General features: G+C 69.8%; 9 protein-coding genes. 7 read left to right on the forward strand and 2 right to left on the reverse strand.

The window, feature by feature from the left end; all coding sequences use genetic code 11:
• Nucleotides 1-107: 107 nt before the first annotated feature.
• The 7 genes from PUW82_RS13755 to yicI all read left to right on the forward strand — a co-directional run bounded on the left by PUW82_RS13755 (nucleotide 108) and on the right by yicI (nucleotide 8800).
• The gene (locus tag PUW82_RS13755; RefSeq protein WP_274222838.1) at nucleotides 108-1106 is read left to right on the forward strand and encodes an acetylxylan esterase; all 999 of its coding nucleotides are present in this window, start codon (nucleotides 108-110) and stop codon (nucleotides 1104-1106) included.
• Nucleotides 1103-2032 carry an N-acetylglucosamine kinase gene (locus PUW82_RS13760; RefSeq protein ID WP_274222839.1) on the forward strand — a complete coding sequence of 310 codons (930 nt, stop codon included), beginning with the start codon at nucleotides 1103-1105 and terminating at the stop codon, nucleotides 2030-2032. Before PUW82_RS13755 ends, PUW82_RS13760 begins: the two co-directional genes overlap by 4 nt.
• Before the next feature lie 158 nt (nucleotides 2033-2190).
• Nucleotides 2191-3204 carry a LacI family DNA-binding transcriptional regulator gene (locus PUW82_RS13765; protein WP_274222840.1) on the forward strand — a complete coding sequence of 338 codons (1014 nt, stop codon included), beginning with the start codon at nucleotides 2191-2193 and terminating at the stop codon, nucleotides 3202-3204.
• 130 nt (nucleotides 3205-3334) lie between these two features.
• A complete protein-coding gene (locus PUW82_RS13770) occupies nucleotides 3335-4642 on the forward strand; it encodes an ABC transporter substrate-binding protein (RefSeq protein WP_274222841.1) in 1308 nt (435 codons plus the stop codon).
• Between the two features lie 56 nt (nucleotides 4643-4698).
• Nucleotides 4699-5664 carry a carbohydrate ABC transporter permease gene (locus PUW82_RS13775; RefSeq protein WP_274222842.1) on the forward strand — a complete coding sequence of 322 codons (966 nt, stop codon included), beginning with the start codon at nucleotides 4699-4701 and terminating at the stop codon, nucleotides 5662-5664.
• Nucleotides 5664-6563, forward strand: coding sequence for a carbohydrate ABC transporter permease (locus PUW82_RS13780; protein ID WP_420792759.1), 900 nt, complete (start codon nucleotides 5664-5666; stop codon nucleotides 6561-6563). Before PUW82_RS13775 ends, PUW82_RS13780 begins: the two co-directional genes overlap by 1 nt.
• Entirely contained in the window at nucleotides 6563-8800 is a 2238-nt protein-coding gene (gene yicI, locus PUW82_RS13785) for an alpha-xylosidase (protein ID WP_274222844.1), read from the forward strand. The genes PUW82_RS13780 and yicI overlap by 1 nt, the downstream gene beginning before the upstream one ends.
• A 51-nt stretch (nucleotides 8801-8851) precedes the next feature.
• On the opposite strand, the gene PUW82_RS13790 is transcribed toward yicI, so the two are convergent.
• Both PUW82_RS13790 and PUW82_RS13795 read right to left on the reverse strand, forming a co-directional pair.
• Nucleotides 8852-10663 carry an ABC transporter ATP-binding protein gene (locus PUW82_RS13790; protein ID WP_274222845.1) on the reverse strand — a complete coding sequence of 604 codons (1812 nt, stop codon included), beginning with the start codon at nucleotides 10661-10663 and terminating at the stop codon, nucleotides 8852-8854.
• Nucleotides 10660-12480 carry an ABC transporter ATP-binding protein gene (locus PUW82_RS13795; protein ID WP_274222846.1) on the reverse strand — a complete coding sequence of 607 codons (1821 nt, stop codon included), beginning with the start codon at nucleotides 12478-12480 and terminating at the stop codon, nucleotides 10660-10662. The genes PUW82_RS13790 and PUW82_RS13795 overlap by 4 nt, the downstream gene beginning before the upstream one ends.
• Nucleotides 12481-12607: the final 127 nt, after the last annotated feature.

Consider the following 12607-nt stretch of genomic DNA (forward strand, 5'->3'; position numbering starts at 1 on the left):
CTCCAAAAAGCGCGTCGAGGGTCGGTGCTCAGCGTATCGCACGGGGGCATATCTCTCGATGTCGAGATATCTCTCGGGGTCACGATCCTTCGCGCTAGGGTGAGCGCGTGCCGCGCTTCGACCTGCCGCTCGCCGAACTCGAGGCCTATCGCCCGACGGTGAGCGAACCCCGTGACTTCGACGATTTTTGGGCTGCCACGCTCGCCGGCTCGCGGCAGGCGGCCGGCGAGGTGACCGTGTCGGCGGCATCCGAGCTGTTCTCGACGGTGCACGTCCACGACGTCACCTTCCCCGGGTTCGGAGGCGAGCCGGTCAAGGCCTGGCTCATCCTGCCGGCCCACCGTGAGGGGCCGCTGCCCGCGGTCGTGGAGTTCATCGGCTACGGCGGCGGGCGCGGACTGCCCGCCGAGCGCCTCTCGTGGGCGGCCGCCGGGTACGCCTCGTTCGTCATGGACACGCGCGGCCAGGGCAGCGTGTGGGGCAGCGGCGGCGAGACCCCCGATCCGCACGGCTCGGGTCCGGCGGTGCCGGGGTTCCTCACCCGGGGCATCGACTCCCCCGAGACCTACTACTACCGGCGGGTGTTCACGGATGCCGTCCGCGCGATCGATGCCGTCCGCGGACTGCCCGAGATCGACGCCCACCGCGTCGCGGTGTGCGGCGGCAGCCAGGGCGGCGGCATCGCGTTGGCGGCGGCGGCCTTGAGCGACGACCTCGTCGCGGTCATGCCGGACGTCCCCTTCCTCTGTCACTTCGAGCGCGCGATCGGTCTCACCGGCAGCGACCCGTACCAGGAGGTCGTGCGCTACCTCGCGGTGCATCGCGGCGCCGAGGACCAGGTCTTCGAGACGCTGTCGTACTTCGACGGCGTCTCGTTCGCGCGCCGCGCGACCGCGCCGGCGCTCTTCTCGGTCGGACTGCTCGACCCGGTGTGCCCGCCCTCGACCGTGTACGCGGCATTCAACGCGTACACGGGGCCCGACAAGGCGATCACGGTCTACCCCTTCAACGAGCACGAGGGCGGGCTCGGACATCAATGGCAGGTGCAGGCCGCCTTCCTGGCACGCCTGCTCGAGCGCGACGCCGCCGCAGAGGTGTCCGCATGAGCACCCCGGCGGTCCTCGCGATCGATGCCGGCCAGAGCGGCATCAAGGTGCGCCTGCCGCACGGCGTCCGCGGCGACGACCTCGTCTTCGACGGCATCCGCACCGGGGAGCCGCTGCTCCCCCAGCTCGCGGCCGTCGTCGCGGCCACGCGCGAGCGCACCGGCACCCCGGTCGACACGGTCGCGGCGGGCATCTCGGGGCTGACCGACGCGAACGCGGATGCCGCGGCGATGCTCGACCTCGTCCGCGACCTCGGCGTCCGCGACGTGCTGCTCGCGCACGACGCGACGACCTCGTTCCTCGGCGCGCTGGGCGATCGCGCCGGAGCGGTCGTGGCGGCCGGCACCGGCTCCGTCATCCTGGCCGTCGGCGCCGAGACGACCGCGCGCGTCGACGGCTGGGGCTGGATCATGGGCGACGCCGGCAGCGGCTACTGGATCGGGCGCGAGGCGCTCGACGCGATCATGCGGGCGTACGACGGCCGTGGGCCGAGCACGATGCTCACGGCCGCGGCATCCGATCGGTGGCCTGATCTGTCGCAGGCGTATATGAGCCTGCAGGCCGACCCCGATCGCGTGCGCATCGTGGCGAGCTTCGCCGCCGTCGTGGCGCGCGCCGCGGCTGCCGACGACGCCGTCGCCCGCGGCATCACGGCGCGGGCGGCGCACGAACTCGCCGGAAGCGTGCGCGCATCGATTGCGCAGGTGCGCACGGATGAGGCGACCTTCCCCGTCTGCGCCCTCGGCGGCGTCTTCGGGTCGCCCCTGCTGCACGCCGACTTCGTCGCCGACCTGCACGGCAGCGACGACTCCGTCCGCCTCGTCGACCCGGTCGGCGTCGGCATCGACGGCGTTGTCGCCCTCGCGGATCTCACCGACACCCACCCGCTCGGCGCCCTCGTGCACCGGGCCGGGCTCGCCCGCTGACGACGCCGAGATCGCACCGCGTTTCCGGTATGCGCCGCCGTTTGTTGAAGGCGACGACAAAAAGCTTGCGGTAACCGAAAGCGCGGACGTACACTCGCTGTCGAAACGCTTCGAGAATGGGCTCGGCGTTCTGATCCGCGATCGACGAAGAGGTGGACATGGCTCGTATCGACGAGGTGGCAGCCGCTGCCCGCGTGTCGATCTCGACCGTGTCCTATGCGCTCAGCGGCAAGCGGTCGATCTCGGCCGAGACGCGGCGCCGGGTCGAAGAGGCCGCGCGCGAACTCGGCTACGAGCCCCACGCCGGCGCCCGGGCGCTGGCCGGACGCCGGACGCAGATCTTCGCGCTCACCGAGCCGTTGCGTGCCGACACCCACGCGCCGACGCACATGGCCTTCGTGCTCGCCGCGTCGGTGGCGGCGCGTCGCCGCGACTACGACATCCTGCTCCTGACCGACGAGGAGGCCTCGACGGGAATGCGCCGCGTCGCCGCGAGCGATCTGGTCGACGCCATCCTCGTGCTCGACGTCGCCCCCGACGACGCGCGGGTCGCGATCGCACGGTCGATCCGCATCCCCACGGTGTTCATCGGCATCCCCGACGACCACGCCGGCCTCGACTGCGTCGACCTCGACTTCGAAGCCGCGGCCGAGCTCGCCGTCGACCGCCTCGCGGATGCGGACCACCGCCACGTCGCGATGATCGGGCAGAGCCAGATCGCCTACCGCGCGTCGAACTTCCCGCCGCGCGTCCGGGCGGCAGCCGCCGCCCGCGCCGCAGCCCGCGGCATCCGTCTCGCATTCACGGCAGCGGGTGCGACGGCCACCGAACCGGCCGTCGTCCGCGCCGCGACCGCGCGTGCGCTCGACGAGGGCACGACCGCATTCGTGCTGCACGCCGCAGAAGACGCCCACGAGGTCGTCCTCGAGACCATCGCCGAGCGCGGGCTCGTCATCGGCCGCGACGTCTCGCTCGTCTCCGTGGCGTCGGTCTTCGACGCCACTCGACTGTCGACTCCGCTCGACACGATCCCCCTGGTGCCGGCGGTGTCCTGCGACGCCGCCGTCGACCTCGCCATCGCGCGACTGCACGACGCGAGTCGCGCTCCCGTCCTCCACCTGATCCCACCGGAGTACCGCTCGGCGGGATCCGTCGCTCCCGCACCCGCCTGACGGCCCGCACGGCGGCTGCTCTTTCACGCCCATCGTCGAAGCGCTTCGACCATGGCGTGGATCCGTTGACCCCCTGCACCACCCATCCGAAGTACCGACCGTCCTGGTCACCGAGAAAGGAGTGCCAACGATGGCACGCACGACACGACGCGCCGCGACCCTCTCCGCGGTCGCCGCCCTCTCCACCGCCGGCCTCGCGCTGGCGGGCTGCAGCGGCGGCGGCGGCGACGCCGGAGGCGACGGCGACACCCTGCGCCTCTGGCACTACGAGAGCGCCGACAGCGCGATGGGCAAAGCCTGGGACGAGGCGATCCGCATCTTCGAAGAGGAGACCGGCGCCACCGTCGAGTTCGAGGAGAAGTCCTTCGAGCAGATCCAGAAGACCGCCAGCCAGGTGCTCGACACCGACGCGGCGCCCGACCTCATGGAGTTCAACAAGGGCAACGCGACAGCGGGGTTCCTCGCCAGCACGGGGCTGATCTCCGACATCTCCGACGCGGTCGACGAGTACGGCTGGGCCGACAAGCTCGCGCCCTCGCTGCAGACGACCGCGAAGTACACCGAGGACGGCGTGATGGGCGGCGACGCCTGGTACGGCATCCCGAACTACGGCGAGTTCGTGGGCGTGTACTACAACCTCGACATGTTCGCCGAGGCGGGGCTCGAGGTCCCCACCACCTACGACGAGTTCGTCAGCGTGCTCGACGCATTCGTCGCGCGCGGCGTGACGCCCCTCGCCGAAGCCGGGGCCGAATACCCGCTCGGACAGCTCTGGTACCAACTGGCGCTGTCGCAGGCAGACCGGTCGTTCGTCGACGACTACCAGCTCTACGAGAACCCTGTCGATTGGTCGGGCCCCGAGGTCACCTACGCGACCGAGACCCTCGCGGAGTACGTCGACAAGGGCTACATCGCGAAGGACGTCTCCTCCGTCGTCGCCGAAGACGCGGGCGTTTCGTTCATCAACGGCACGTCTCCCATCTTCGTGTCGGGCTCGTGGTGGTACGGCCGCTTCGTCAGCGAGGCGAGCGCATTCGACTGGTCGCTGGAGTCGTTCCCCGAGTCGCAGCTCTCGCTCGGGTCGTCGGGCAACCTGTGGGTCGTCCCGGCCAACGCTGCTAACGCCGAGCTCGCCTACGAGTTCATCGACATCACGATGCGCCCCGAGATCCAGGCGATCATCGGCAACAACGGCGGTGTCCCGGTGGCGGCGGACGCGGCCGACATCACCGACGAGAAGAGTGCGGCACTGATCGAGACCTTCAACGGCATCCTCGACGACGACGGCCTCTCGTTCTACCCCGACTGGCCCGCGCCCGGCTTCTACGACGTCCTCGTTCAGGAGCTCCAGGGGCTCGTGACCGGCGCCCAGGATGCCGCGACCACCGCGACCAACCTCGGCGAACAGTACGACGAAGGCACGGCGGACTACCGCTGATCCGATCGGGAGGGACGGATGCCGCATCCGTCCCTCCCCCGACCCCGGAGTCACTCATGACCGTCACCGAAACGCGCGCTCTGCGCACGGCGCTCCCGCCCGAGGAGCCGTCCATCCCCCAGCGCGGCTCGGGCCGCGGCGGCTACTGGCCGTACCTGCTGCCCGGTTTCGCCCTGCTCATCGTCATCATCATCGTCCCGCTCGTCTGGAACCTGGTGCTCACCTTCACCGACTGGCGCGGCGTCGGCACCCCCGAGTTCATCGGTCTCGAGAACTGGGCGGCCATCCTCGTCGACGAGGACTTCTGGACCTCGTTCGCCAACTCCGTGTGGATGGTGCTGGCGATGGTCGTGGTGCCCACCGTCGTCGGCCTCTTCGTCGCCGCCGCGCTGTTCGACGTCATCGGACGCAAGTTCGGCGGCAAGGTCGCGAGCTTCCTCCGCGCCACCTACTACCTGCCGCAGATCCTTCCGGCAGCCGTCGCCGGCATCGTCATCGGCTGGATCGTCCGACCCGGCGGCGACGGGGCCCTGAACCAGATCCTCGGGGCCGTCGGCATCGGGCCGATCGACTGGCTCGGGCAGATGCCCTCCGCGCTGATCGTGCTCATGGTCGTGCTCGTCTGGGTGCAGATCGGCTACCCCGTCGTGGTGTTCATGGCCGCACTGCAACGCGTCGACCCCGAGCTCTATGAGGCCGCCGAGCTCGACGGCGCGAACTGGGGCCAGCGCTTCGTCGCGATCACGATGAGCATCATCCGGCCCGAGATCTTCGTGGTCACCCTCACGTGCACGATCGCGGCGTTGAAGGTGTTCGGCCCGGTCTACGTCATCACCCGCGGCGGACCGGCCGGCTCGACGCTCGTGCCGGCGTACTACGCCTACCAGGAGTTCTTCACCAAGCGAGACGTCGGCTACGGCGCGACGATCGCCACCGTGCTCACGATCCTCGTCGTGATCGTGTCGATCATCTTCGTGCGCGTGCAGAACTCGCTCGAGCGCAAAGAAAGGGCGGGCCTGTGATGGCGACCTCCACTCTGCTTCCCCCGGCCGCGACACGCACCGCACCGCGGCGGACGCGCCCCCGTGGCGGGATGACGAAGCCCCGCGGACGCGACTGGATCGTCGTCGCCCTCGTGGGGCTCGGCGCCCTCGCGGTGCTCGCGCCGTTCTACCTCGTCGTCGTGAACTCCTTCAAGTCCCCCACCGACTACGCCACCTCGGGCGCGCTCGCGCTGCCGCAAGCGCTCGACTTCACCGGGCTCGGCCGGTTCTGGGAGCGGGTGAACTTCCCCGAGAAGGTCTGGAACTCGATCTTCATCTCGGGTGTGGTCGCCGTCCTGGCTGTGCTCATCTCGATGCTGAACGCCTTCGCGATCGGCATCGGCCGCGTGAAGTACCGCACCTCGATCGTGCTGCTGTTCCTGCTCGCGAACCTGCTGCCGCAGGAGGCGCTGCTGTACCCGCTCTACTACATGTTCAAGGAGGTCGGCCTCTACGACAACGTGTGGTCGGTCATCATCATCTTCGTCGTGGTGCAGGCGGCGTTCGGCACGTACCTGCTGAGCGCGGTGTACGGCACCTTTCCGAAAGAGGTGCTCGAAGCGGCATCCCTCGACGGCGCGAGCCGGTGGCAGATCCTGTGGCGGGTGATCTTCCCGATCAGCCGCCCTACCCTGTCGGTGCTGCTGATCTTCTTCTTCATCTGGACGTGGAACGAGTTCCTCATCCCGCTGACCTTCCTCGCCTCGAACGCGAACCAGACGGTTCCCGTGGCGATCAGCGTGCTGCAGGGCGACCGCTTGATGGATGTGACGACAACCAGCGCGTCGGCGCTGCTCGGCATCATCCCGACGCTCATCTTCTTCCTCGTCTTCCAACGCACCCTCACCCGGGGCATCACCGCAGGAGCAGTCAAGTAATGAAGTTCACCGATGGTTTCTGGCAGCTGCGTCCGGGCGTCAGCCCGCTCTACGCGCAAGAGGCCTACGACATCGACCCCGGCTCGCATCCGACCGACGGTGAGGCCGTCGTCGTCTCGGCGACGACGGCGATCATCGGCCAGCGCGGCGACACCCTCAACCGGCCCGTGCTCACCGTGACGCTGTCCTCTCCCCTCGAGGGGGTGGTCCGGGTGCGCATCGAGCGTCACGTCGGCGGGCGTCGGCACGACGGCTTCGCGCTGCCGGGAGCCGTCTCCGGCGGCGCCGGTGCGGCGTCCGTCACCCGCGATGACGGCATGCTGCAGAGCGGACCGCTCAGGGCCCGCATCCGCCGAGGCGCACCGTGGAGCCTCGACTTCGACGTCGACGGGCGACGCATCACCGGCAGCGGCTTCCGCGCGCCGGCGTGGTTCGGCATCGCAGACGACGCACAGGTCGACCCCGGGATGCCGGGCGAGACCGTCAGCGGCATGAACCTGCCCCGCGCGGCGAGCTACGTGCGCGAACAGCTCGACTTGGGTGTCGGCGAACTCGTCTACGGGCTCGGCGAGCGGTTCGGACCGCTCGTGAAGAATGGACAGACCGTCGACATCTGGAACGCCGACGGCGGCACCTCGAGCGAGCAGGCCTACAAGAACATCCCGTTCTATCTGACGAGCAGCGGTTACGGCGTGCTCGTGAACGACCCCGGGCACGTCTCGTTCGAGGTCGGCTCGGAAGCGGTCGAGCGCGTGCAGTTCGCCGTGTCGGGCGAGGCGCTCGAGTACTTCGTGTTCGCGGGCCCGACGCCGAAGGACGTTCTGGCCCGGTACACCGAGCTCACCGGGCGCGCCGCGATCGTGCCGGCCTGGTCGTACGGCCTGTGGCTGTCGACGTCGTTCACGACCGACTACGACGAGGCGACGGTGACCTCGTTCATCGACGAGATGGCGCGGCGCGAGCTGCCCGTCTCGGTCTTCCACTTCGACTGCTTCTGGATGCGCGAGTTCAATTGGTGCGATTTCGAGTGGGACCCGCGGGTCTTCCCCGACCCCGACGGCATGCTCGAGCGTCTGCACGCCAAGGATCTGCGGGTCAGCGTCTGGATCAACCCCTACATCGCCCAGCGGTCGCCGCTGTTCGCCGAGGCGGCCGAGGCCGGATACCTTGTGCGGCGCCCCGACGGCACGGTGTGGCAGTGGGACAAATGGCAGGCGGGAATGGGGCTGGTGGACTTCACGAACCCGGATGCCACCGGCTGGTACCAGGGCAAACTGCGTGCCCTCGTCGATCAGGGCGTCGACTGCTTCAAGACCGACTTCGGCGAGCGCATCCCCGTCGACGTGGCCTGGGCCGACGGCTCGGACCCCGAGCGGATGCACAACCTCTACACGCAGCTCTACAACCGGGCGGTGCACGACGTGCTCGTGGCTGCGCGCGGCGCGGGCGAGGCGGTGCTGTTCGCCCGATCGGCGACGGCGGGGGGCCAGCAGATGCCCGTCCACTGGGGCGGCGACAACACCTCGACGTTCCCGTCGATGGCCGAGACCTTGCGCGGTGGCCTGTCACTCGCCTTCAGCGGGTTCGCCCACTGGAGCCATGACATCGGCGGGTTCGAGGGCACGCCCGACCCGCTCGTCTACAAGCGCTGGACCGCGTTCGGCCTGCTGAGCACCCACAGCCGTCTGCACGGGTCGAGCTCGTATCGCGTCCCGTGGAACTTCGACGACGAGGCGGTGGCGGTCACCCGCCGATTCACGCAGGTGAAGCTGCAGCTGATGCCCTACCTGTACCAGGCCGGGCGCGACGCCGCGGCCACCGGCATCCCGGTCTTCCGGCCGGTGCAGCTCGAGTTCCCCCACGACCGCGCGACCGCCTACCTCGATCGCCAATTCATGCTGGGGTCCGAACTGATGGTCGCCCCGGTGATGTCCGCCGATGGCGAGGTCGAGTTCTACCTGCCCACCGGAATATGGACGAGCCTGCTGACGGGTGAGACGGTCGAGGGCGGCAGCTGGCGGCGCGAGACCCACGACGTCTTCTCGCTGCCGCTGTACGCCCGACCCGGCGCGGTCATCCCGTGGGGCGCCCGCGCCGACCGCCCGGACTACGACTATCTCGACGGCCTGACGCTGCGGGTGTTCGCCGGCGGCTCCGGCACGCGCGACGTCACCGTCACGACCCCGGAGGGCCGCACCGAGACCTTCACGGTCGACCTCGCCGACGTCACCGGCTGAGGGCAGCCGCCGAGAGCGCACCGTCGGTGCGTTCTCGGCGGCTAGCCCGCCTCAGACGAGCGACTCGCGCCAGGCGGCGTGCAGCTGCGCGAACTTGCCGGTGCCGGCGATGAGGGCGGCGGGGGTGTCATCCTCGATGATGCGGCCGTGCTCCATCACGAGCACCCGGTCGGCGATCGCCACCGTCGACAGACGGTGCGCGATGATGATGGCCGTACGGTCGGCGAGGAGCGTCCCCAGCGCCTGCTGGATCTGCCGTTCGCTCGGGATGTCGAGCGACGCCGTCGCCTCGTCGAGGATGAGCACCGCGGGGTCGGCGAGGAAGGCGCGGGCGAACGAGATCAGCTGACGCTGTCCTGCCGAGACCCGGCCGCCGCGCTTGTTGACGTCGGTGGCGTACCCGTCCGGCAGGCGCTCGATGAACTCGTGGGCACCGACGGCCTGCGCGGCGGACCGGATCTCGTCCATCGTCGCGTCGGGCTTGCCGAGGGCGATGTTGTCGGCGACGGTCCCACTGAACAGGTACGCCTCCTGCGTGACCATGACGATCGCGCGGCGCAGATCCCGCGGGTCGAGGCGCCGCAGGTCGACGCCGTCGAGGGTGACTCGGCCTCGCGTGGGGTCGTAGAACCGGGCGACGAGCTTCGCCAGCGTCGACTTGCCCGCACCCGTGGTGCCGACCAGCGCGATCGTCTGCCCCGCCGGCATGTCGAGGGCGAAGTCCGGCAGGATGACGCGGTCGTCCGAGTACCCGAACGTGACGTCCTCGAACCGCAGGTGGCCGCGGGCGTCGCGCAGCTCGATGGGGTCGTCGGGGTCGGGAACCGTCGGCTCCTCCTCCAGCACGCCCGACACCTTCTCGAGTGCGGCGGTGGCCGACTGGTACGAGTTCAGGAAGAACGCGACCTCCTGCATAGGCGCGAAGAAGTTCCGCACGTACAGCACCGCCGACAGCAGGAAGCCGAGACTCAGCGACCCCTCGACCACCCGGAAGCCGCCCCACGCCAGTACGAGGGCAAGAGAGACGGATGCCACGGCCATGAGCGCCGGCTCGAAGGTGCCGAACAGGCGGATCGAGCGCATGTTGACGTCGCGGTAGTCGCTCGACAGGACGCCGAACTCCTCGTCGTTCGCCGGCTCCTTGCGGAATGCCTTGACGGCGCGGATGCCGGTCATCGACTCGACGAACTTGACGATCACCTTCGCGCTGATCACACGCGACTCGCGATAGACGACCTGCGAGCGCAGGTAGAACCAGCGCATGAGGAGGAACAGCGGCAGCCCCATGACCGCGAGGATGAGGCCCGACTGCCAGTCCAGCAGCAGCAGCGCGACGAGCGTGAACCCGCCGTACAGCAGGCCCGAGACCAGTTCGTTCAGACCGCCGTCGAGCAGCTCGCGGATCGTGTCGAGGTCGCTCGTCTGCCGCGAGATGATGCGGCCCGAGGTGTAGGACTCGTGGAACTCGAGACTCAGGCGCTGCGTGTGGCGGAAGATGCGCTTGCGCAGGTCGATCATGACCGCCTGCGTCAGGCGCGCCGCGACGACGGCGTACCAGCCGATGAGCGCCGCGCCGCCGATGCCGGTGGCGAGGAAGACGGCGACCACGAGGATCGTCGGCATCCAGTCGGCCTCGGCTTGAACGGCCGGGAGCGCGTTGGCGATGCCCCAGCCGACGAGCGCGGGACCGGCCACGCGCAGCGCCGTCGAGATGACGAGCACGACGGCGGCGAGCGCCAACTGCATGCGCAGCGGCGTCACGAGCGACCCGAGCAGGCGCAGCGAACGGCGCCGGATCTCGCGGCTCTCGTCGCGGGTGTAGTCGGAGCGGTCCTCGCCGCTCGTCCCGGTGACGGTGCTCACAGGGTCACCTCCCTTTCGTCGCGTCGTTCGTTTTCGTCTTCGAGGCTCGAGATGACGTGTCGGTAGTGCTCGCTCGTGCGCAGCAGCTCGGAGTGCGTACCCACCGCCGTGACGCGGCCGTCTTCGAGCAGCGCGACGCGGTCGGCCAACGTCACCGTCGAGGGGCGGTGCGCCACGATCAGCGCGGTCGTGTCGGCGAGCACCTCGCGCAGCGCGTCTTCGACGAGCGCCTCGGTGTCGACGTCGAGGGCCGACAGGGGGTCGTCGAGGACGAGCACCGCCGGGCGGGCAGCCACGGCACGCGCGAGTGCCAGGCGCTGGCGCTGACCGCCCGAGAGGCTCAGTCCCTCTTCGCCGATCACGGTGTCGACGCCGTTCGGCAGGTCGTCGACGAAGCTCGCCTGAGCCACCGCGAGCGCCTCGCGCAGGACCCGCTCGGCTTCGGCGCTGCCGCGGTCGAGGTCTTCGCGTCCGAGCAGGATGTTCTCGCGCACGGTCTGCGAGAACAGCGTCGCGTCTTCGAAGGCCATGCCGACGTGACGGCGCAGTTCGCTCAGCCGCAGCTCCCGCACGTCGACGCCGTCGAGCAGCACCGCGCCGCCCGTGACGTCGTATAGGCGGCCGGGCAGCGTCGTCAGCGTGGTCTTGCCCGAGCCGGTCAGACCCACCAGCGCCATCGTCTCGCCGGGCCGCAGGGCCAGGTCGATGCCGTCGAGCAGGTCACGCTCGGTCTCGGGAGCGTCCTGGTAGCGGAAGCGCGCGCCCGCGAAGACGAGCTCGCCGCGCGGCTGCGCGATGGTCGTCGGGTTCTCGGGGTCGACGATGGTGTTCTGCTCGTCGAAGACCTCGAAGATGCGGTCGGTCGCGGTGCGCGCATCGACGAGGAACGAGAAGAGGAACCCGATCGACTCGACCGGCCAGCGCAGGATCGTGGCCATCGCAAAGAACGCGATGAGCGAGTCGACGCCCAGCTCCCCCGCCTGCACGAGGTAGATGCCGGCGCCGAGGCACAGCGCGAAGGCGATGTCGGGCAGCAGCACGAGCCAGAACCAGATCCAACCGACGGCGCGCGCCTTCTGCACTTCGGTCTCGCGCAGCGTCTCGGCCTGGCGGGCGAACTTCTGCAGCGCGTGACCGCCCCGACCGAACGCCTTGAGTACACGGATGCCGTGAACCGACTCCTCGACGGCGGTGGCGAGGTCGCCCGCCTGGTCCTGGCTCTGGCGCGACAGCATCCCGTAGCGCTTCTCGAAGACGAAGCCGGCGATCCACAGCGGCGCCGACACGACGACGAAGATCGTGCCGAGCAGCCAGTGCCAGCGGAAGAGGATGATCGAGCCGACGACGATCGTCACCATGTTGACGACCAGCAGCACGATGCCGAAGGCGAGCCACCGCCGGATGAGGCTGATGTCCTGCATCATGCGGCTGAGGAGCTGCCCCGACTGCCACCGGTCGTGGAAGGCGACGGGCAGGCGCTGCAGGCGCGCGTAGAAGTCGGTGCGCAGCTCGTACTCGACCTTCGTCGCGGGCGCGAGCACGAACCAGCGGCGGGCCCAGACCATGAGCGCTTCGAAGAGACCGAGCGCGAGCACGGCGCCGGCGCCGAGCACGATGAGCCACGGGTCGCCGGAGTTGATCGGGCCCTCGGGGCCGACGATCACCTCGAGCACGAGCGGGATGCCGAGCGCGAGCAGGCTCGCGATGAGCGCGCTGACGAACCCGAGGCTCAGGCGCGGCAGGACGGGCTTGGCGAAGGGAAGCAGTCGCGCGAGCGCGCGCGGCGTGGACAGACGGGGAGGCGTCGAGGAGGTCATGATCCTGAGGTGTGTCGAGCGGATGCCGCGGTGGCGCGGCGCGGGACGCGCGCGAGCGCGTCGAGGTGGGCCGGGGCCCGAGGGGAGGAAAGAGCGCCCCCTGCACGCACGGGAGCCCTCCAGGCTA

Origin of the sequence: Microbacterium thalli, from assembly GCF_028737325.1 — a bacterium.
Classification (GTDB): Bacteria; Actinomycetota; Actinomycetes; order Actinomycetales; family Microbacteriaceae; genus Microbacterium; species Microbacterium thalli.